The organism is Streptomyces griseorubiginosus, from assembly GCF_036345115.1.
Lineage (GTDB): Bacteria > Actinomycetota > Actinomycetes > Streptomycetales > Streptomycetaceae > Streptomyces > Streptomyces griseorubiginosus_C.
Genome location: NZ_CP107766.1, coordinates 9,255,856 through 9,275,756 on the forward strand (window position 1 = coordinate 9,255,856; position 19,901 = coordinate 9,275,756).

20 protein-coding genes are annotated in these 19,901 nt (G+C 69.5%); 7 read left to right on the forward strand and 13 right to left on the reverse strand.

The features are described from left to right. Window positions 1-96 precede the first annotated feature (96 nt). Genes OHN19_RS41675 through OHN19_RS41685 form a run of 3 tightly spaced genes read left to right on the forward strand, consistent with a single transcriptional unit; the run spans window position 97 to window position 2,206 of the window. Window positions 97-1,131: an ABC transporter permease gene (locus OHN19_RS41675; RefSeq protein ID WP_123758529.1), complete on the forward strand. Its 1,035-nt coding sequence runs from the start codon at window positions 97-99 to the stop codon at window positions 1,129-1,131. Beyond that, window positions 1,128-1,916, forward strand: coding sequence for an ATP-binding cassette domain-containing protein (locus tag OHN19_RS41680; RefSeq protein ID WP_330269202.1), 789 nt, complete (start codon window positions 1,128-1,130; stop codon window positions 1,914-1,916). Before OHN19_RS41675 ends, OHN19_RS41680 begins: the two co-directional genes overlap by 4 nt. Next, the gene (locus OHN19_RS41685; RefSeq protein ID WP_330269203.1) at window positions 1,913-2,206 is read left to right on the forward strand and encodes a putative quinol monooxygenase; all 294 of its coding nucleotides are present in this window, start codon (window positions 1,913-1,915) and stop codon (window positions 2,204-2,206) included. Before OHN19_RS41680 ends, OHN19_RS41685 begins: the two co-directional genes overlap by 4 nt. Window positions 2,207-3,039: 833 nt before the next feature. On the opposite strand, the gene OHN19_RS41690 is transcribed toward OHN19_RS41685, so the two are convergent. From OHN19_RS41690 to OHN19_RS41700, 3 genes are read right to left on the reverse strand one after another with little or no spacing between them, the layout of a single operon-like run. Next, window positions 3,040-3,747 (reverse strand): NAD(P)-binding oxidoreductase, encoded by a 708-nt coding sequence (locus OHN19_RS41690; RefSeq protein WP_330269204.1) that lies wholly within the window; start codon window positions 3,745-3,747, stop codon window positions 3,040-3,042. A gap of 36 nt (window positions 3,748-3,783) precedes the next feature. Continuing rightward, on the reverse strand, window positions 3,784-4,428 hold the full coding sequence (locus tag OHN19_RS41695) for an FMN-dependent NADH-azoreductase (protein WP_330269205.1): 645 nt from the start codon (window positions 4,426-4,428) through the stop codon (window positions 3,784-3,786). 56 nt (window positions 4,429-4,484) lie between these two features. Beyond that, a complete protein-coding gene (locus OHN19_RS41700; RefSeq protein ID WP_330269206.1) occupies window positions 4,485-5,198 on the reverse strand; it encodes a DsbA family oxidoreductase in 714 nt (237 codons plus the stop codon). Between the two features lie 119 nt (window positions 5,199-5,317). On the opposite strand from OHN19_RS41700, the gene OHN19_RS41705 reads away from it, so the two are divergent. From OHN19_RS41705 to OHN19_RS41715, 3 genes are all read left to right on the forward strand, one after another. Next, complete coding sequence (locus tag OHN19_RS41705) at window positions 5,318-5,728, forward strand: helix-turn-helix domain-containing protein (RefSeq protein WP_330269207.1); 411 nt, start codon at window positions 5,318-5,320, stop codon at window positions 5,726-5,728. Window positions 5,729-5,932: 204 nt separating this feature from the next. Continuing rightward, window positions 5,933-6,193 carry a hypothetical protein gene (locus OHN19_RS41710; RefSeq protein WP_419249564.1) on the forward strand — a complete coding sequence of 87 codons (261 nt, stop codon included), beginning with the start codon at window positions 5,933-5,935 and terminating at the stop codon, window positions 6,191-6,193. A 522-nt stretch (window positions 6,194-6,715) separates the two neighbouring features. Then, the gene (locus OHN19_RS41715; RefSeq protein WP_330269208.1) at window positions 6,716-7,069 is read left to right on the forward strand and encodes a cupin domain-containing protein; all 354 of its coding nucleotides are present in this window, start codon (window positions 6,716-6,718) and stop codon (window positions 7,067-7,069) included. 91 nt (window positions 7,070-7,160) lie between these two features. On the opposite strand, the gene OHN19_RS41720 is transcribed toward OHN19_RS41715, so the two are convergent. From OHN19_RS41720 to solA, 8 genes are all read right to left on the reverse strand, one after another. Beyond that, window positions 7,161-8,144, reverse strand: a complete 984-nt coding sequence (locus tag OHN19_RS41720; RefSeq protein ID WP_330269209.1) for a D-2-hydroxyacid dehydrogenase — start codon at window positions 8,142-8,144, stop codon at window positions 7,161-7,163. Window position 8,145: 1 nt separating this feature from the next. Then, window positions 8,146-9,597 carry an NAD-dependent succinate-semialdehyde dehydrogenase gene (locus tag OHN19_RS41725; RefSeq protein ID WP_330269210.1) on the reverse strand — a complete coding sequence of 484 codons (1,452 nt, stop codon included), beginning with the start codon at window positions 9,595-9,597 and terminating at the stop codon, window positions 8,146-8,148. A gap of 39 nt (window positions 9,598-9,636) precedes the next feature. Then, the gene (locus OHN19_RS41730) at window positions 9,637-10,917 is read right to left on the reverse strand and encodes an FAD-binding oxidoreductase (RefSeq protein WP_330269211.1); all 1,281 of its coding nucleotides are present in this window, start codon (window positions 10,915-10,917) and stop codon (window positions 9,637-9,639) included. A gap of 158 nt (window positions 10,918-11,075) precedes the next feature. Beyond that, the gene (locus OHN19_RS41735; protein ID WP_330269212.1) at window positions 11,076-11,843 is read right to left on the reverse strand and encodes an amino acid ABC transporter ATP-binding protein; all 768 of its coding nucleotides are present in this window, start codon (window positions 11,841-11,843) and stop codon (window positions 11,076-11,078) included. Continuing rightward, window positions 11,840-12,757 carry an amino acid ABC transporter permease gene (locus OHN19_RS41740; protein ID WP_330269213.1) on the reverse strand — a complete coding sequence of 306 codons (918 nt, stop codon included), beginning with the start codon at window positions 12,755-12,757 and terminating at the stop codon, window positions 11,840-11,842. Before OHN19_RS41740 ends, OHN19_RS41735 begins: the two co-directional genes overlap by 4 nt. Window positions 12,758-12,800: 43 nt before the next feature. Beyond that, on the reverse strand, window positions 12,801-13,820 hold the full coding sequence (locus OHN19_RS41745) for an ABC transporter substrate-binding protein (protein ID WP_330269214.1): 1,020 nt from the start codon (window positions 13,818-13,820) through the stop codon (window positions 12,801-12,803). A gap of 97 nt (window positions 13,821-13,917) precedes the next feature. After that, on the reverse strand, window positions 13,918-14,598 hold the full coding sequence (locus OHN19_RS41750) for a haloacid dehalogenase type II (protein ID WP_330269215.1): 681 nt from the start codon (window positions 14,596-14,598) through the stop codon (window positions 13,918-13,920). Window positions 14,599-14,714: 116 nt separating this feature from the next. Continuing rightward, complete coding sequence (solA, locus tag OHN19_RS41755) at window positions 14,715-15,851, reverse strand: N-methyl-L-tryptophan oxidase (protein WP_330269216.1); 1,137 nt, start codon at window positions 15,849-15,851, stop codon at window positions 14,715-14,717. 276 nt (window positions 15,852-16,127) lie between these two features. Here solA and OHN19_RS41760 point away from each other — a divergent pair, with 276 nt between their 5' ends. Continuing rightward, window positions 16,128-17,756: a PucR family transcriptional regulator gene (locus tag OHN19_RS41760; protein WP_330269217.1), complete on the forward strand. Its 1,629-nt coding sequence runs from the start codon at window positions 16,128-16,130 to the stop codon at window positions 17,754-17,756. A 46-nt stretch (window positions 17,757-17,802) separates the two neighbouring features. On the opposite strand, the gene OHN19_RS41765 is transcribed toward OHN19_RS41760, so the two are convergent. Together OHN19_RS41765 and OHN19_RS41770 are read right to left on the reverse strand one after the other, a co-directional pair. Further along, entirely contained in the window at window positions 17,803-18,861 is a 1,059-nt protein-coding gene (locus tag OHN19_RS41765) for a tartrate dehydrogenase (protein WP_330269218.1), read from the reverse strand. A gap of 73 nt (window positions 18,862-18,934) precedes the next feature. Beyond that, complete coding sequence (locus tag OHN19_RS41770; RefSeq protein ID WP_330269219.1) at window positions 18,935-19,819, reverse strand: LysR family transcriptional regulator; 885 nt, start codon at window positions 19,817-19,819, stop codon at window positions 18,935-18,937. Window positions 19,820-19,901: the final 82 nt, after the last annotated feature.

The following is a 19,901-nucleotide window of genomic DNA, read 5'->3' on the forward strand; positions in this document are numbered from 1 at the left end:
CCCCGGTGCGACGCCGGCGGCCGTCAGCGCGCCGGCGTCGCACCCGCACCACCCGAACCATGAGCCGTACCGGGGAAGACAGCGGAAGGACCCCCTGTGACCACTCACGTGGACAGTCAAGCCACACCGGCACCGGCGGAGGAGTTCCTCAACCGGCCCGCCACCCTCAGCCAGCGCGTCCACTCGGTGCTGCACCGCCAGCCGGCGCTCAGCCCGGCGATCGTGCTGGTGCTCGCAGCCATCGTGTTCTCCCTGGTGAACGACCGCTTCTACGCGCTCCAGAACCTCTCGCTGGTGGCCCAGCAGGTGGCCGTCATCGGGACGCTCGCCGTCGGCCAGACGGTGATCATCCTGACCGCGGGCATCGACCTGTCGATCGGCGCCGTTATGGTGCTCGCCTCTCTGCTGATGTCGAAGCTGGTCGCCGACAGCGGCTGGCCCGGCGGACTCGCCCTGCTGGCCGGAGCCGTCGTCGCGGTCGCCGCACAGGCCGTCAACGGACTGCTGGTGACCAAGGTCAAACTGCCGCCGTTCATCGTCACCCTCGGCACCCTCAGCGTCTTCACCGCGATCACCCTGATCTACGCCAAGGGCCAGACCATCTCCCTCCAGCCGGGCAACCTCCTGATGTGGAGCGGCCAGACGATCGCCATCGGCCAGCTGAACCTGACGTACGGCGTCCTCCTGATGATCGCCCTGTACGCGGTGGTCGGCTACGCCCTGCGCTACACCGCCTGGGGCCGTCACCTGTACGCCGTGGGCGACGACATCGAGGCCGCCCGGCTCGCCGGCATCTCCGTCAACCGGGTGCTGCTGAGCGCCTACATGCTGGCCGGCGTCACCATCGCGGTGGCGGCCTGGGTCCTGGTCGGCCGGGTCGGCGGCGGCGACCCCAACAGCGGTCTCAACGCCAACCTCCAGTCCATCACCGCCGTGGTCATCGGCGGCACCAGCCTGTTCGGCGGACGAGGCGTGGTGTTCGGGTCGCTGATCGGCGCGCTCATCGTCCAGGTCTTCGTCAACGGTCTCGCCCTGGCCGGGATCGACCCGAACTACCAAGTCCTCGCAGTCGGCGTCCTGGTGATCGCGGCTGTCTCCGTCGACCAGTGGATCCGGAGTGTGAAGTCGTGACGACCGCCACCGCCCCCGTTCTCGAGGCCAAGGGCCTGGTCAAGGTCTTCGGCCGGGTCGTCGGCCTGAACGACGTCGACCTCATCCTGCACCCCGGCGAGGTCCTCGCCGTCATCGGCGACAACGGCGCCGGCAAGTCCACCCTGATCAAGTGCCTGTCCGGGGCCCTCGTCCCGGACCGGGGCAGCATCCGCGTCGAGGGCAGGGAGGTCACCTTCAAGGGGCCGCAGGACGCCCGGGACGCCGGCATCGAGACCGTCTACCAGACCCTGGCGGTGGCTCCGGCCCTGGACATCGCCAGCAACCTCTTCCTCGCCCGCGAGATCCGCCGCAAGGGCATTCTCGGCTCGGTGTTCCGCATGCTCGACACCGGCGAGATGAAGAAGCAGGCCGCCGACCACATCAAGCGGCTCGGCATCGGCACGCTCCAGAACATCAACCAGGCGGTGGAGACGCTCTCCGGAGGCCAGCGCCAGTCGGTGGCCGTGGCCCGGACCGCGGTGTTCGGCGGCCGGGTCGTCATCCTCGACGAACCCACCGCAGCGCTCGGCGTCCGCGAGACCGGCCAGGTCCTCAAGCTCGTCCGCGACCTGCGCGACCAGGGCCTCGGCGTCATCCTCATCAGCCACAACATGCCGAACGTCTTCGAGGTCGCCGACCGCATCCACATCCAGCGCCTCGGCGGCTGCGCGGGCGTCATCACCCCCGACGCGTACTCGATGGAGGACGCGGTGGCCATCATGACCGGCGCGAAGAAGATCAGCCGTGAGGACGCGGCGTCATGACGAAGACCCTGTACGCCGAGTTCACCGCCCGCGAGGGAGCGGCGGCCGAAGTCGCCCGCCTGCTGAGGGAGTACGCCCTGAAGGTCCGTGCGGAGGAAGGCAACCTCGCTTTCGACGTGTACACCAAGTCGGAGGCCCCGCGGGCCTTCTGGATCTTCGAGGCGTACCGGGACGAGGAGGCCTTCCGAACCCATCTGAAGGCCCCCTACGGCGGCCCCTTCAACACCGCCCTCACGCCGCTCATCGAGGAGGACGCCTCAGTCCTGACCCACCTGGAGCCGGTGGACTGAGCGTCCGGGGGAGACCCGGCGCCTTCTCCGCAGGTGCACCCCACCCCCCGGCACGCGGTGTGTGTACGCTCCCGGCGGGAGGTGGGGCATGGCCAGCCGCACTCCTCGCCCGCCCGGGTCGTCCAGGCGACCAACAAGAAGACCACGCAGGCGAAGAGGGCCCGTATCGAGCTGGCCACCACCGTCGAAGCGGGCGGCACCAGCGAGACGATCACCGGTTCCGGCGTACTGGACCTGCGGAACGGCACGAGCCGCATGCACGTGGGACAGCGAGACCGGCAGCTCGAACAGCGGATCGTGCGGCAGGTGCTCTATCAGAAGCCCCCGGCGGGAAGCGGCCAACTGCCCGACGGCAAGAGCTGGATGAAGGTCCAGAGAGGCACGAACGCGCGGACGAACCGACCCGTTTGGTCCACGGCCGCCGCGAGGCCGCCGCACGACGGAAAGCGACCGGGGGAGTGGCACACCGGCACTCCCCCGGCTGCCGCCCGGCCGTCACCGCCTGCGTCGTCGCGAACACGACCGCGCAGGCACCGTCGAGGCCCACTTCGGCGCCACCGGCCGGGGGCGGATGCGGCCCCGACCCTGCCGCCCGCCAAGATGTACCACTGTCCGCACGGATGCCCACGACCCCTGAACGCGCCGCCCATCGAAGTGGACGCCTTCCGGCACGAGCATGAGGGGGACACCTTCTGGTGTGGCCTTCTGCTGGGCTGTGGCGGGCACGGATAGCCCTCGTCAGCAACCCTCTCAGCCACGTGGATGCATCCCTCACCACGGGATCAAGTCCGAGCTTGAGGTACAGCCGGGCTCCAAAGCCATGGGCGGCGCCGTCAGGCGCTGCCCCTACCGCGTTGTTCACCAGGTGCCGCTCCGGCTCCTCGTGTGTTCCAGACGAGGGGGGCTCTGCGGATCCATGCGTCGTCCTCGACCGTCTGGACGAGGAACTGGGCGAGGTCGGCGCGGTTGATCCGTGCGCCGGGCTTTTCGGTGCCGGCCTCGGCTGCCCGTACGGGACCACTCAGGGGCTTGTCGGTGAGGGTGACGGCGCGGGCCAGGGTCCAGTCGATGCCGGACGAGGCGCGGACGAGCTGGTCGACGCCGGTGTGGTCCTCGAAGCCCGCCTTGATGTTCGACCGGTTGATGAACGCCTTGACCAGCGGGTTGAGCCGCGCCCAGTCATCACCGGCGCCCTGCGTGGATGTCAGCACGATGCGGGGTATGCCCTGTTCGCCCATGACGGTGAGCGTGTTGCGGGTGGCGTCGGTCATGAACATCGGCGGGCTGACCGGCTTGGCCCACGGGTTGTCGGAGGTGCGGGAGTTGTTCAGCGCGCTGATCACCGCGTCGGTGCCTTCGGCGGCCTTGCGGAGGTCATCGATGTTGGCGGGCGTGCCCTGGATCAGTTCGACGCCGGCCGGTGCCCGCACTTTGTCGGGGTTGCGGACGAGGGCGCGGACGTGGTGGCCGCGCCGGGCGGCGTGCTCCAGGACGTGGGCGCCGGTGCGGCCGCTGCCGCCGAGGACCAGGAAGTTGCTCATGGTGATCAAACGCCTTTCGGGCGGTTCAGGGGTGGATCAGGCGGTCGGCCGGCCGGTCAGGGCAGAGCCCAGGCGGCGGGCCTCGTCGTGCGCCTTGGTCAGGGACGCCTCGTGCATCGGAAGCAGCGGAGCCATCATCGGCACGTGCGGGGCCATGGTCAGTTCGGGCAGGACCGTCGTCAGGTCGAGGCCGAGGTTGGTCGGGTGGCCCAGGACGGTTTCCAGCGTGGGCACCAGGTGGTCCATGCCGTGCTTGGGGGCGCCGGGGCCGTAGCCGCCGCCGCGTGCGGAGATCACCGTGGCGGGGCGGCCGAGGGTGGGAGGGGGTCCGTCGAAGCTCAGGGTGCGTCCGGCGACCATGATCTGGTCCAGCCATGCCTTGAACACGGACGGCATCGTGAGGTTGTACAGCGGCACGGTGAACAGGTAGGCGTCGGCGCCGAGGAACTCCTCGATCAGCTCGTCCTGGACCGCCATGGCCTTCGCCTGCTCGGGGGTGTGCTCGGCGGGGTCGGTGGTGCGGGCGGTGATGCCGGCCGCGCTGAGGTGCGGGGCGGGGGAGGCGGCCAGGTCGCGGTGGACGACCGCGCCCTGCCACTCGTCACGGAAGGACCGGGCGACCTGACGGGAGACGGATGCCGCGTCGAGCGAGGAGGCGTCGATGTGCAGCAGGTAGGACATGGGGAAGTCAGCCTTTCGAAACGATCAAGGGTGGGTCGGGGGGTGACCGGTGGAGGTCAACTGCCGGCCGGTACGGCGCAGCCGTCGGGGCCGCAGACCGCAGCGTCGCCGTCGGTGCCCAGGGTGAGCGGGTGGGATGCGTCCCAGGCCGTGCGCAACACGTGGAGAAGGCCGTCGCTGTCCTGGGCCCCGGGGATGCCGTACGTGCCGTCGACGACGATGAAGGGCGCGCCGGTGGCGCCCAGGCGCTGGGCGCGGGCGGCATCGTCGCTCACCTGCCGCTGGTAGCGGTGCTCGGTGAGCGCCCGGCGGGTGCCCTCGCGGTCCAGGCCGATCTCCTGGCCCAGGCCGAGCAGGTCGTCCATGGTGAAGACGGGGCGGGCCTGGCCGAAGTAGGCGCGGAAGATCGCGTCCCAGGCCTCGCGGTTCCTGCCCTCGGCGGAGGCGTGGGCGAGGAACTCGTGCGCCAGGTCGGTGTTGCCGACCAGGTTGTCCAACACCTTGTAGGGGGTGAGCCCCTCGGCCGCGGCCAGCGCCTCGATCCGACGCGTGGACGCCTCCGCCTGGGAACCGCCCATGCCGTACCGGCGCAGCAGCGCGTCACGGACGCCGAACGTCTCACCCACGGGGAAGGAACTGCTCAGCGGGAACGAGTGGTGGACGACTTCCACCTCATTGCCGTGCTCGAACCGCTCCACGGCACGGTCCAGACGGTGGCTGCCCAGCCCGCACCAGGGGCAGGTGACCTCGGCCCAGATGTCGACCTTCATGACGCGCCTCCCGTGCCTACGCTTTGATTCCTACGTTTTGTGTGTAGCGCCATGATGGGCCAGTATGGAAGTCGATACAAAAGGCACATCGGTGTTCGTGCCGGAGAGGAATGTGCGTCATGGAGGTCAGCGGCAGTTCGGGCGGCGCGGCGGCGGTGGGGCCCTGTGCCAGCATCCCCGCCGAGCACATGGAGTTCATCCGGCAGGTCCTCGACCGCGTCGGCGACAAGTGGAGCCTGCTGCTCATCGCGGTGGTGGAGGCCGGCCCGCTGCGCTACACCGACCTGCAGCGCCAGGTCCCCGGAATCTCCCAGCGGATGCTCACCCTCACGCTCCGCCAGCTCCGCGAGGACGGTCTGATCACCCGCACCGCCTACGCGGAGGTTCCACCGCGCGTCGAGTACTCCCTCACTCCGTTGGGGCGTGGCCTCCACGAGATCGTGACATCCCTGATCGGCTGGGCCGCCGACCACCATGACGAGATCCGCGCGCACCGGGCCCGCGCTGCGGCACCAGCAGCCCGGTCCTGACCGCAGGATCAGCGATCGGCTGTCGGCGCCGGGCGCAGCGCGAATGCCCGACGCATCGTCGGGGGGACATCAGGCAAGGCGGCAGAGCTTGCGCCGCGTGTCGGTGTGACGCCTCGGCCGGCAACGGTGGGGGGTGAAGATCCGGCTTCGGCACCCCGTACGGTTGAGCTCCCTCGGGGCGATGGGCTTCGGGCCGGTGTCGTCGTGGGTCGAAGGACGGTCCCCGGCAAGCCGGTCGCGATGCTCCTGCCCACCCGGGACGCCACGTTCACCCACGGCCCCACCCGTACGACCGATCTGGCCGCGACCGTACGGGCATCGGACGTAGTTGTGGCGGCCGTGGGGCGGCCTCGGCTTACTCTCGGCGAAGACGTCAAGCCGGGGAGCGTCGTGCTCGACGCCGGATCCAGCGCCTCATCGTGCCGCTGCCAGGCTTGGCGGACACCTCCACGTGCCTGCTCCTAGCCGGTTCCACGGCACGCCACGCCCGGATCCGCGCAGTAGGCAACTATCCGGCCGAGGCGGACGCTGCCCGGCGTGCGGAGGCCGAGACCCTGGCCGCCATGCATGTGTGGACCGCCGTGTGGCGTACTCTCCCGAGCCGTGTGGCCGGCAGCGAAGCCGTGGCCTCCCGCCTGACACAACGTCCGAACAGCGTGGCCGCGACGGACAGATCACGCATGGGCTCCTTGCGGGGCGTCAGAAATACTCGATGGGCCGGGGCAGTCGCACGCTCCACACCACCGGTGCAGGCCGGTTCCGGCATCGTGCCCGGCACGGTCGATCCGGAGCTTGCCGAGGCCGCCCGTCAGGTCGCCTTCGACGCCGATCGCACGGCATTTCGCTTCGTGTTGGAGCCAGCACCCGTGGCGGCAGCCGTCAGGCCCTGCTCCGAGAGGGGCGATGAGTCTGGTCGAACCCGGCCCGGTGATGCCTGGTATGTCCGCTTCCGATTTCCGTCGTTGTCAAATCCACTGGAGGAAAAGCATGTCGCTCCTGAAGACCATCGATCCCGCCCCCTCCTTCGCGCCCCAGGAGTCCGGCCCGCTGCCGGAACGCCTGATTTCCGGTAACCCGACTTACAAGACCTGGGCGCAGGACGCCGCGCGCGGGGAAACGATCAAAACGGGCGTCTGGGAAGCCACGCCCGGCGAGACGCACTCGATCAAGGGTGAGCTCTTCGAGTTCTGCCACATCCTGTCCGGCGTCATCGAACTCACTCCGGAAGGCGGCGAGCCGGTGATCTACAAGGCAGGCGACAGCTTTGTCATGAAGCCGGGCTACGTCGGTGTCTGGAAGACGATCGAAACCGTGCGCAAGATCTACGTGACCGTTTCATAGACCCGGCTCCGCGGCGCGGTATGGGTGATGGGACCGGGCGGTTACCGCCCGGTCCCATTTTGATTCAGAGAGAAAGGCGTGCTACTCGCCTTCAGGCGGGGCGCGGGTCGTCGACCACGTATCCGCGCCGCTTGTCCACCACATTGCGCAGCGGCCGACCCTCGATGTGCCGGGCGAAGTTGTCGAGGAACACCTCGACGAGCGCCTCCCGCTCGCTGGTGGTCTCGCCCGCCGTGTGCGGGGAGATGATCACGCCGGGCATGTCCCACAGGGGTGATTCGGCAGGCAGCGGTTCCCGGGCGAACACGTCCAGGGCCGCGCCGGCGAGCCGTCCGGCGGCGAGGTGGTCGACCAGCGCCTCCTCGTCGACGAGTCCGCCCCGGCCTACGTTGATCAGCCGCGCCCCCGGCTTCATGGCGGCGAGCACGGGGGCGTCGACCATGCCCCGGGTGCCCTCGGTGAGGGGGGCGGCCAGGACGACGTAGTCCGCTTCTGTCAGGGCGGAGCGCAGGGTCGTCGCACCGTGAACAGTGCCGAAGTCGGGATCGTCCGTGCGGGACTTGCGGCCCGCACCGCTCACCCGCATCCCGACGGCGCGCAGCAGCCGGGCGATGGCCCGGCCGATCGGCCCCGTCCCCCAGACCAGCACAGTGCGCCCGGTGATGCCGTCACTCGGGCGCGGACGCCACTCACGGCGCCGCTGGTGCTCCCACGTGCCGGGGAAGTCCTTGGCGAGGGCGAGGATCAGGCCGAGGACGTACTCGGCGGTCGGCTGTTCGTAGACCCCGCGGGCGTTGGTCAGGACTACGCCCGGATCGTCCACCAGGGTGGGGAAGAGGAAGGAGTCCACTCCCGCCGAGGACGCGTGGACCCAACGGGGTGCCTTCTGCGGATCGTCGGGCCACGCCTCCCGGATGGCCGGGGTGATGGTCACCCAGGCCAGGAGGACGTCGGTGCCGGGGAGGAGGTACGGCAGTTCCTCCTCCGTGGCGTAGACGGTGTCGGCGAGGCTTTCGATGCGTGCGGCGGCGGGAGGCCGGTTGCCGCGGTAGAGGACGACGAGTCGCTCGCGCATGTCAGGCTCCGACGGGGACGGCCATGTACTTGTACTCCAGGAACTCGTCGATGCCGACGAGTCCGCCTTCGCGGCCCAGGCCGGACTGCTTGACGCCGCCGAAGGGCGCGGCGGGGTTGGAGACCAGCCCGGTGTTGATGCCGATCATGCCGCTTTCGAGGCGTTCGGCGACCCGCAGGGCGCGGTCCAGGTTCTGGGTGAACAGGTAGGCCGCCAGGCCGAATTCGGTGTCGTTGGCGGCGGCGACGGCCTCGTCCTCGGTCTCGAAGGTACGGATCGCGGCGACGGGGCCGAAGATCTCGTTGTCGATGATCGCGGAGTCGGGTGCGATGCCGGTGAGGACGGTGGGCGGATAGAAGCAGCCCGGTCCCTCGGGGAGTTCACCGCCGGTCAGGGCGGTGGCGCCGCGCTTGACGGCGTCCCGCACCAGGTCGTGCGCCTTGCTGCGGCCGGCGAGGTCGATGAGGGGGCCGACGTCGGTGCCGGGTTCGGTGCCGGGCCCCACGGTGAGGGCGGACATGCGGGCGGTGAGGCGCTGGGCGAACTCGTCGGCGACGGAAGTGTGGACGAAGATGCGGTTGGCCGCGCAGCAGGACTCGCCCATGTTGCGCATCTTGGCGACCATGGTGCCCTCGACGGCCACGTCGAGGTCGGCGTCGTCGAAGACGATGAGGGGTGCGTTGCCGCCCAGTTCCATGGAGGTGCGGATGACGGTGTCGGCGCACTGGGCCAGCAGGATCCGCCCCACCTGGGTGGAGCCGGTGAAGGAGAGCTTGCGGATCTTCCCGCCGCGGAGGAGGGGTTCGACGACACCGGCGGCGTCGGTGGTGGTGACGATGTTCAGCACACCGGCCGGCAGGCCCGCTTCGGTGAGGATCTCCGCCAGGGCGAGGCTGGTCAGGGGAGTCTGGGGGGCGGGTTTGAGGACGATGGTGCAGCCGGCGGCGACGGCGGGGCCGATCTTGCGGGTGCCCATCGCCAGGGGGAAGTTCCATGGGGTGATGAGCAGGCAGGGGCCGACGGGCTGACGGGCGACCAGCAGACGGTTCCTTCCGTCGGGGGCGGTCATCATGCCGCCGTCGATACGCACGGCTTCCTCGGAGAACCAGCGGAAGAACTCCGCGCCGTAGGCGACCTCGGCACGCGCCTCGGCCAGGGGCTTGCCCATCTCCAGGGTCATCAGCAGCGCGAGGTCCTCGGTGCGCGCGATGATGATGTCGTAGGCGCGGCGCAGGATCTCGCTGCGCACGCGCGGCGGGGTGGCGGCCCAGGCGGCCTGCGCGGCGACCGCCGCCTCGACCGCACGCCGGCCGTCGGCCGGTGAGGCGTCGGCGATCTGGCACAGTTCCTCGCCGGTGGCCGGGTTGTCGACGGACAGGGTCCGGCCGGACTCCGCGTCCTGCCAATCGCCGCCGATGAACAGCTGCTTGGGAACATTACGGACGACAGTCATCGTGGGTCTCCTTGTAGGTGTAGAGAGGCTGCCGACCGGTCAGCGGATGCGGTCGAGCGTCTTGTAGTAGGCGCCCGCGAAGGGCAGGAACCAGGCCGTGCCGTTGTAGAGGGGGATGCGAGGCGGTGCGATGTCGCGGACGGGGTTGGCCTCGGGGTGGCCGTCCAGCACCTCGGCCATGACGTGACCCATGTGGGTGGCCATCTGCACGCCGTGGCCGGCGTATCCCATGGAGTAGTGGACGCCGTCCTCGGTCTGCCCGGCGTGCACGATGCGGTCCATGGCGAAGCCGACGGAGCCGCCCCACACGTACTCGATTCTGGTGCGGGAGAGCTGGGGGAAGATCCCGCACATCTCACGGAACAGGACGGCCCCGCTCTTCTTGTCCGAGGTGGGGTCGGACGGTGCGAAGCGGGCACGGCCGCCGAACAGCAGCCGGTTGTCCGGGGTGAGCCGGAAGTAGTGGCAGACCTTGTTGGAGTCGACGATGAGGCGGGCCTTGGGGATGATGTCCCGGGCGAGCTCCTCGCCGAGCGGTTCGGTGACGATGATGAAGCTGCCCACGCAGACCTGCTGTCGGCGCAGCCACGGGAAGTTCTTGTCGGTGTAGGCGTCGGTGGCCATCATGACCTGCCCGGCACGGATGACACCGCGCTCGGTGCTGACCTCGAACCGGCCGGCGGCGGTACGCCGTACGCCGATGGCCGCGTTGCGCTCGTGGATCTCGACACCGGCGCGCTCGCACGCCTCGGCCATACCGCGCACGAAGCGGCCGACGTGCAGGGCCGCGCTGAACGGGTCGAGCAGGCCGCCGTGGTAGGCGTCGGAGCCGATCTCGGACCGCAGCTCGGACTTGCCGATCAGAGTCGTCTCGTGTCCGAAGTGCTTGGCCAGGAGACGCTGTTGTGCCTTCTTGCTCTCGAAGTGGGCGGGGCGGGACGCGACCCCCAGCCGTCCGACGCGGCGGAACTGGCAGTCGATGGACTCCTCGTGCACGAGCCGCTCGACGGTGTCCACGGCCTCGCCGTAGGAGTTGTAGATCTCGCGGGCCCGCTCCAGTCCGTACCGGCGGATGGCCTGGCCCACGCCGATGGTGAAGCCCAGGTTGGCCATACCGCCGTTGCGGGCGGAGGCACCGGAGCCGATCTGGCCCTTCTCGACGAGGGTGACGCGGGCGCCCTTGCGGGCGGAGTGCAGGGCGGTGGACAGACCCGTCAGGCCAGCGCCGACGACCACCAGGTCGGTGTCCTCGGTCAGCGGCTTGCCGGATCGGTCGGGAAACGCCCCGGCAGTTTCTATCCAGTAGGGAATCGTCTTCATGTCGGGTCCTTAGCGGGGAGTTTCGAGGGAGGCGCGGCCGGGCAGCACCAGGGGCCCGGCCGACGGCGATGTGAGCGACGGTCGGATCGACGTCTGACTGGAGGGCGTTGAGGACCGGGACCCGCAGGGCGCGGACGTCACGTCAGTCCGAGCCGCTTCTACAGGACCCTTTCGAGGAAGGCCTGGGTTCGTTTCTCACGGGGGTTGGCCAGCACTTCGCGGGCGTCGCCGCGCTCGACTGCGATGCCTTCGTCCATGAAGAGCACTTCGTCGGCGACCTCGCGGGCGAAGCCCATCTCGTGGGTGACGAGCAGCATGGTCATTCCGTTGCCGGCGAGGTCGCGCATGACGGCGAGTACTTCGCCCACGCGCTCGGGGTCCAGCGCGCTGGTGGGTTCGTCGAACAGCATGATGGTGGGTTCCATCGCCAGCGCGCGGGCGATGGCCACGCGTTGCTGCTGACCGCCGGAGAGTTGAGCGGGGTACTTGTGGCCACAGCCCTTGAGGCCGACCTTGGCCAGCAGCTCCTGTGCCTGCTCCCGGCAGGTGGCGCGGTCCTTCTTCTGCACCAGCACCGGTCCGGACATGACGTTGCTTTCGGCGGTCATGTTCGGGAACAGGTTGAACTGCTGGAACACCATGCCGATGCGGGTGCGCTGCTCGGCCAGCCGCTTGGGGCGTACGGCGTGGTAGGCGTCGTCCTTCTCGACGTAGCCGAAGTCCTCGCCGTTGACCCGTAGGACTCCGCGGTCGACGGTCTCCAGGCCGTTGATGCACCGCAGCAGGGTCGATTTGCCCGATCCGCTCGGTCCGATGATGCAGGAGATCTCCCCGGCCGCGACGGTCAGGTCGATGTCACGCAGGACCTGGTGACGTCCGAAGCTCTTGCACAGCTTGCGTGCGACGATCGTTCCGTCGGCGTTCACAGCAGGGACTCCCTCGTGGTGGGAACTGGCTGGGCCGCCCCTGGTTCGGCCGACGTGGCGGCAGGCGTCAGCCGCGCCCGGGTCGAGCGGGAGAAACGGCGCTCGATCATGGACTGCGGCACGCTCAGCACCAGCGTCATGATCAGGTACCAGAGGCTGGCCACGATCAGCAGCGGGATCGTCTGGTAGTTGCGGGCGTAGATCGACTGTGCGCTGTTCAGCAGGTCGGCGACGCCGAGCACGCTCACCAGCGAGGTCTCCTTGAGCATGCCGATCACCTGGTTGCCGGTGGCCGGGATGACCGCCGGCATGGTCTGCGGGATGATCACGTGCCGGAGCTTGGTGAACCCCGACATGCCCAGGGACTCCGCCGCCTCGTGCTGTCCGCGGCTGACCGAGGCGAACCCGCCGCGGATGATCTCGGACATGTAGGCGGCCTGGTTGAGCGTCAGCCCCACGATGGCCGCGGTCATCGGCGTCATGATCGCGTTCACGTTCACCGGCGTGGAGATGTCGGTGAACGGGATGCCGATCGAGAGGTGCGGGTACAGCGCCGCGATGTTGAACCAGAAGACCAGCTGCACGAGCACCGGGGTGCCGCGGAAGAAGGTGATGTAGAGCTGTGCGAGCCCGGAGACGGGCCGCTGGTGCGACATGCGCATCACCGCCAGCACCAGCCCGAGCAGCGTGCCCAGGGCCATGCTCGCCGCGGTCAGCAGAAGCGTGATCAGCAGGCCGTTGAGGATGGTCTCGGTGGTGAAGTAGCTGAACACCACCGGCCAGCGATAGTTCTCGTTCGTCACCGCGGTCCACACCAGACCGGCGACGACCGCGATCGCGACGGCCCAGGCGACGTAGTCGCGCGGTCGTTTCGGCGTGATCCGCTTCTTTTCTTCGGCCCGCAGTGGTGACATCGGTCGGCTCCCGGTCTTCGTACCGATCAGATCCGTGGACATGTCAGTCCTGCGGGACGGCCATGGCCGCGGTCTTGATTCCGAGGTCCTTGAGACCCCAGCGCTCCAGCGCCTGGGTGTACTTGGGGTCGTCGATGATCGACTGGAGGGCGGCCTTCACCGCGGGGGTCAGCGGCGAGTCCTTCTTCAGCGCGACGGTCGCGGGCTTGGTGGCCACCAGGGGCCTGAGGACGTCGAACGTCTTGGGCTGCTGCGCGGCCGCCCACTCGAGCGAGATGAAGTCGTACATCACCGCGTCGATCCGCTTGGAGACCAGCTGGGTCAGAGCGTCGTTCACGCTGGGCAGGGACACCGGCTTGATGGCCGGCTTGCCCTTGCTCGTACAGTCCTGCTCGGACAGCTGGGGCAGCCACTGGAGCTCCGCGGTGCTGCCGGAGGGGACGGCGACGCGGTGCCCGCACAGCGTGTGGGTGCCCAGCTTCTGCGGGTTGCCGTAGGGGACGGACACCCCGGTCCCGGAGTTGACGTAGTCGACCATGTCGAGCACCTTCAGCCGGTCGCTGGTGGCGCCCATGGTGGAGGCGGTGAAGTCGTACCGGTCGGCCTGCAGTCCGGTGATGATGGTGTCGAACTTGACGTTGTTGATCTGGAGTTTCAGGCCGAGCTTGGCGGCGATCAGCCGGGACATGTCCGGGTTGAACCCGATCGGGGTCTTGTTGTCCGATGCCATGAACGTGGTGGGCGGGTACGACAGGTCCATGGCCACCGAGAGCTTGCCCTTGGCCTTCACCGCCGCGGGCAGCAGTTTCACCGCGTTCTCGTCCGGCTTCACGCCCACCGAGATGTCGTCGGTGTGCTCGGCGGACGCGCCGGCTCCCCCGCCCTGCGTCGTGCCCTTCGCCGCCGCGTTCTCTGCCGTGCCGGTCGCCCCGCACGCCGCGAGCGCGAGGGCCAGGGCGGTGGTGGCGATCGGGATGCTCAGGTGTCTGTTGACCTGCATCGCGGCGGCCACGGCGCCTGCGGTGCGGAATACGTTGCTGCGGCCTGTCCGGTTGGTTTCCATGGCGGTGCCTCCTGGGGATACGGGGATACGGGGAATCCGTGCTGCGGGGACGACGTGCGGATCGGGCGGGGGGTGGTCGGCGGGTGCGCGTCGCGCGTCAGATGCCGAGCATCTGGTTGAGCTCGTCCAGGGACTTGACGGTCACGTAGTCGTAGCCGTGGGTGACCGGGTCGCAGCCGCGGTCCAGCAGGACGAGGTTGCGGAAGCCCATGTCGTGCATCGGCATCAGGTCGTAGCGGGTGTGCGAGGAGACGTGCACGAAGTCCTCGGGGGACGCGTCGAGCTGGTCGAGCATGTACTCGAACGCGGCGTAGCGGGGCTTGTAGTAGCCGGCCTGCTCGGCGGTGAAGACGGCGTGGAAGTCGGCGCCCAGCCGCGGCACGCTTTCCGCGAGGAAGGAGTCGTCGGCGTTGGAGAGGATCACCAGCTTGTAGTTCTCGCCCATCTTCTTCAGCGGTTCCGGCACGTCGGCGTGCGGGCCCCAGCTGCGCACGCCGTCGGCGAGCCGCCTGCCCGCGTCCGGGGCCGCCTTGACGCCCCACTTGCGGCAGACGCGCTCGAAGGCGGCCTGCAGCGTCTGCTCGTAGGGGTAGTACTTGTCGAGGACCGAGTCGTAGCGGTAGCCGCGGAACTCCTTGACGAACTGGTCCCAGTGCTCGGCGGGGATCTGGTCGCCGACGAGTTCACGCGTGATGGGCGTCATCGGCCACTCGATCAACGTGCCGTAGCAGTCGAACGAGACGTACTTCGGGCGGAACTGGAACGAGGGAATGGGCATGGAAGTGCTCCACTTTCTTGCGTCGGGGAACTGGGCCGGGCCAGGACGGCCCTTTTTAGGCATGCTCACGACAAAGGCGTCGGGAGTGGGGTGATGACGTCGGCACCCGCCGTGGATCAGGCGGCTCCGACTCCTGCCGGAGCAAGGAAGTCGACAGGGAGCTGCGTGGTGCCGTCGAGCGCCAGGTCGGCGGCGATCTCTCCCATCGCGGGCGAGAACTTGAAACCGCTGCCGGAGAACCCGGCCATGACGATGATGTCGTCCTCGCCGGGGAGATGACCGACGAGCGGGTTTCCGGACTCCGTGTAGCCCTCCATGTAGGCCGACGTCCTGATGGGGTCGGGGTTCAGGTCGGGCATGAGCTCCCCGATGAGCTCGCGGAAGACACCGAGTTCCTCGGGGCGGACGGTGCGTTCGAGCCGATCGGGCTCGGGCACCGGCGCGTGGTACTTGAAGGAGAGACCGAGCTTGACGGAGATGCCGTCGGGCGACGGGATCCCGAAGCAGTCGTGGGGTGCGGCGCGCACGAAGGAAGGGGCACCGCCCGCGAACCAGTCGTGGCGGGTGGGCAGGTGCCAGGAGCAGACCACCCGGCGGACGTCGACGGTCCGGGGGAGGTCCGGGAGCAGGGTGTTGATCCAGGGGCCCACGGTCACCACGGCGGCGTCCACGTGGTCCGTGCCCAGGTCGGTGACGATCCGCACCCCGCCGGCCGCCACGGGGACGACCTCGCGCACCGTGGTGTAGCGGTGCAGCCGGGCGCCCAGCTGTTCGGCACGGGCGGCGGCGGCCTGGATCGACGCCTCCGGCCTGATGACGGCGCCCAACCGGTCGAGGACAGCGGTGTGTCCCTCCGGGAGCCGGTGCTGCGGGTAGCGGCGTCCGAGTTCCTCCCGGTCCAGGACCTCGTGATCCAGCCCATGGGCGGCGCTGGTGGACACGAGGAGGCGCATGGACGGTGAGGAGGCCTCTCCCATCACGAGGCTGCCGCTGCGGCGTCGCAGCGACCGGCCCGTCTCCGCCTGGAGCTGCTCCCACATCCGGTCCGCCAGCCGCAGCAGCGGAATGTACGCGGGCTCGCCGAGGTGGGCGGCTCGGTAGATCCGGCTCTCGCCCCCGGCCGCGCCTCGGTCGTGACCCGGTGCGTAGCGGTCGTAGCCGATGACCTCGGCTCCGCGGGCGGCCAGTCGCCACATGGCCTGGCTGCCCATGCTGCCGGCACCGATCACGGCGACGCGCTTCGGAATGCGCATGAGATCGCTCCGCTCGATGGTGTGGTCTGGGTGGAAGTCGCCCCAGCACGCTGCGGATACCGCGCGGACCTTTGCGGTTCGGATCCTGCTGGGGATGGCGTTCACTTTCCGCCCCGCGGAACCCGCAGGTCAACCCACACTGTGTTCCGCTTCAAGGCCTTCTCGAGACGGTCTGTCACTGCGGACGACCGGACTGCCCAAATGACGGCCCGCCCCTTGTCACGATGAGTGGCCGGTGCGAAGGTGAGCCCGATTCCCTCGGATGAAAGACCCCCTATGCCGCCCAGACACCATGCAACCGGGCACTTCCCTACCCTTAGGGAGGTACTGGGCCTGCCCGTGCTCGCCGAGGGGATGCCGCGCGTGCTGGCGGGCGAGTCACGGCTGGACAGCCCGGTGCGGTGGGTGCACGTCACCGAGCTGCTCAACCCCGCGGACTTCCTGGAGGGCGGCGAGCTGATCCTGACGACCGGCGTGCCGCATCCAGAGGACGCCTCCGAGCTGCGCGGTTACGTCGACCAGCTCGCGGACGTCGGCGCGGCCGGCCTGATCGTGGAGCTCGGTTACCGGTACCAGAAAGTGCCCCGCGAGCTGGTGGCGGCGTGCCGCGCCCGTGATGTGCCGCTGGTCGAGCTGGCCCGTGGCGTCCGGTTCATCGACGTCACGCAGACGGTGCACGCGCTCATCCTGGACGCCCAGGGGGCCCTGCTGCGCCGCGGACGGGACATCCAGGACATCTTCACCGCTCTGACGCTGCGGGGCGCGGACCCCGAGGAACTGGTGCACACCACCGCGGAGCTCACCGGAGCCCCCGTGGTGCTGGAGGACCTCACCCACCGGGTCCTGATGTGCGAGCTGCTCGGCCGGCCGTACGAGCCGGTGGTGTCGGCCTGGTCGCGGCGTTCGCGGGCCGCCCCGACGCCGGAGAGGCTCACGCCGAGCGGCCCGGAGGGGTGGCTGATCGCGCCGGTGCAGGACCACCACGGCCCGTGGGGGCGGCTGGTCCTGCTGGAGGACCGGCTGAGCGCCGAGCCCGACCCGGAACACGTCCTGGTGCTGGAGCGTGCGGCGGTCGCGCTGACCATGGCGCGTCTGGCGGGGCAGGCCTGGTGGGAGCGCCGGGCCCACCGCTCCGTACTGCGGGACCTGTACGAACGGCGTTTCCGTTCTCCCGCGGACGCCCGCGCCCGCGCCGAGGCACTGGGACTGCCCACCCTCGGACACCGCCTGTTCGCCGTGGTCATCCGCCACCCGTACACCGGCACCGAGGGGGAGCACCTCGACGAACGCATCGCGAAGCAGCTGACGCACACCGGTGTCCGTGCCCTGGTCGGCGAGACGGCCCCGGGCCGTATCGGTGTACTCATGGCTCTGGCGCAGGCGAGCGCCTGGCAGCCGGTCGCCGAGCAGATCGGCCGCCTGGCCCGGGAGGAGCTCGGACCGCGGGCCGTCGTCGCCGTCGGCCCCGGGGTGACCGACCTGGGCGGGATCGCCCGGTCGTGGCAGGAGGCCGAGCAGACGGCCGAGGCGATCACACCGGCCTCCCCCGAGCGGTGGTTCTACGTCCCCGCCGACGTCCGGCTGCCGGAGTTGCTGGGGATCCTTCGCGAGGACACCCGTCTTCAGCGGTACGCCGAACGGCAACTGACCCGCCTCATCGAGCACGACGACCGCAACAGCGGCGATCTGCTCCCGGCACTGCGCGCCTATCTGGCGGCGGCAGGGAACAAGTCGGTCGCGGCGAAACGCGCCGGCATGTCCCGGCAGGCGTACTACCAGCGCCTGCACACCATCGAGCGGCTCCTCGGCTGCGACCTGGAGTCAGGTCTGGAGCGCACCTCCCTGCACGTCGCGGTGCTGGTTCTGGACGCGGGAGAAGCAGCGGCAGAGGGCGCGCGGGGATGACTGGTGGGCGGCGTCCTCCCTGCCGCCCACCGCGGAGGAACATGGCTCAGAGGAGCTCGATCAGCCTGTCGGTGAACTCGGTGGTGGTCGCGGTTCCGCCCAGGTCACGGGTGCGGGTATCGGTCTTGGCCAGGACCGACGCGATCGCGTCCGTGATGTCCCTGGCCGCGGCTGGGTGGCCGAGGTGGTCGAGCATCATCGCCGCGGACCAGATCGCGCCCAGCGGGTTGGCGATGCCCTGGCCCGCGATGTCGGGCGCGGAGCCGTGTACCGGCTCGAACATCGAGGGGAACTCACCCTCGGGGTTGAGATTGGCCGCCGGGGCGACGCCGATCGATCCGGCGACCGCGGCCGCGAGGTCGCTGAGAATGTCGCCGAAGAGGTTGGAGGCGACGACGACGTCGAAGCGGGCGGGGTCCAGGACGAACTTGGCCGCCAGCGCATCGATGTGCTCCTGGTCCCAGGTGACGCCAGGGTGTTCGGCGGCCCGCTCGGCGATCAGCTCGTCCCAGAACGGCATGGTGTGAATGATGCCGTTGGACTTGGTGGCGGAGGTGAGCTTCCCTCGACGGCGGGCGGCGAGCGAGAACGCGTAGTCGGCGACCCGGGTGACCCCGGCCCGGGTGAACACCGATTCCTGGACGGCCAGCTCCTCGGCCGTGCCCTGGTTCAGCCGTCCGCCGATCTCGCTGTACTCGCCCTCGACGTTCTCCCGCACGACGACGAGATCGACCTCGCCCGGCCGCGCGCCGCGCACCGGACTGTCGATGCCCGCGAAGACACGGACGGGCCGGAGGTTGACGTACTGACGGAAGCTGCGCCGTATCGGGATCAGCAGCCCCCACAGCGAGACATGGTCCGGGACCCCCGGGTAGCCGACGGCACCCAACAGGATCGCGTCCTTGTCACGCAGCTGGTCGATACCGTCGGCGGGCATCATGGCGCCCTCCCGCAGGTACCGCTCGCACGACCAGTCGTACGACGTGTAGGAGAGGCTGAAGCCGTGGCGGCGGCCGAGAACATCGAGCACCCGCTGTGCTGGGGGCAGTACCTCGGCGCCGATGCCGTCGCCGGGGATCAGGGCAATGCGGTGATTGGTCTTCATGCCGTCGATTGCAGCAAGGCGGTCCGCGGGGCGTCCAAGACGCAAAGCGGATATCCCTGATAAGCGGCGCCTATCAGCTGCCGGCGACCGAAAGGGCGGCCGTGACGAACGCGGCAGCCGCCGGCGACAGGCTGCCGCGGCGGCTGACGAGAGCGATGTCCAAGCTGGTCTCCGGCTCGATGTCCAGGACGCGGGCGCCCAGCTGCCGGGCGAGGTCCCGCCAGGAATCCATGACCACGGCGAGGCCGACACCGGCCAGTACCAGAGGCATGAGCGACACCCGGTGCTCGGTCTCGGCGGCGACGGTGAACTCGATGCCCTGTTCCCGCAGCGCGTCGACGTACGCGCGCATCCCGGTACCCGGCTGCCCGACGATCAGCCGCTGTCCTGCAAGCTCCTGGCACTCCACTGCCGTCCGGCCGGCGAACGGGCCGTCGGCCGGCACCATCAGGACGAAGCGCTGCCGCCCCAGCGCATGGGAGACGACCTCCTTGTCGGAGAACGGCCCGGCGGACGCCAAGAGCCCCAGTTCCACGGCACCCGTGCGCACCATGTCGATCACATCACGCGAGGTGAACGCCGCTTTGATGGCCACGGAGACGCCGGGATACCTGTGGCTGAACGCGCTCACCAGACTCGTCAGCGGCTCCACCGCCTGCGACGGCACGGATGCCACGTCCAGGCGCCCCTCACGCAGCTCATGCACCGCCGCGACACTCGCCCGCGCCGTCTCCAGACTCCGCACGGCCTCCCGGGCCGGCTCGATCAGAGCCCTTCCGGCCTCCGTCAGCACTGCCCTACGCCCGATGCGATGGAACAACTCGGAACCGAGATCACGCTCCAGTGCCCGCACGGCCTGCGACAGCGACGGCTGCGAGACGTACAGAGCCGAGGCCGCGCGGTTGAACCCCCCGCGATCGACGATCGCCAGGAAGTACTCCAGCTGCCGGATGTCCATGACGCACACTCTGCCCCTCGACAAAGCAGCCGACGACTCGATGGTCCCGACCATGGTCGCGTGAAGGACAGCCTCGACGAAG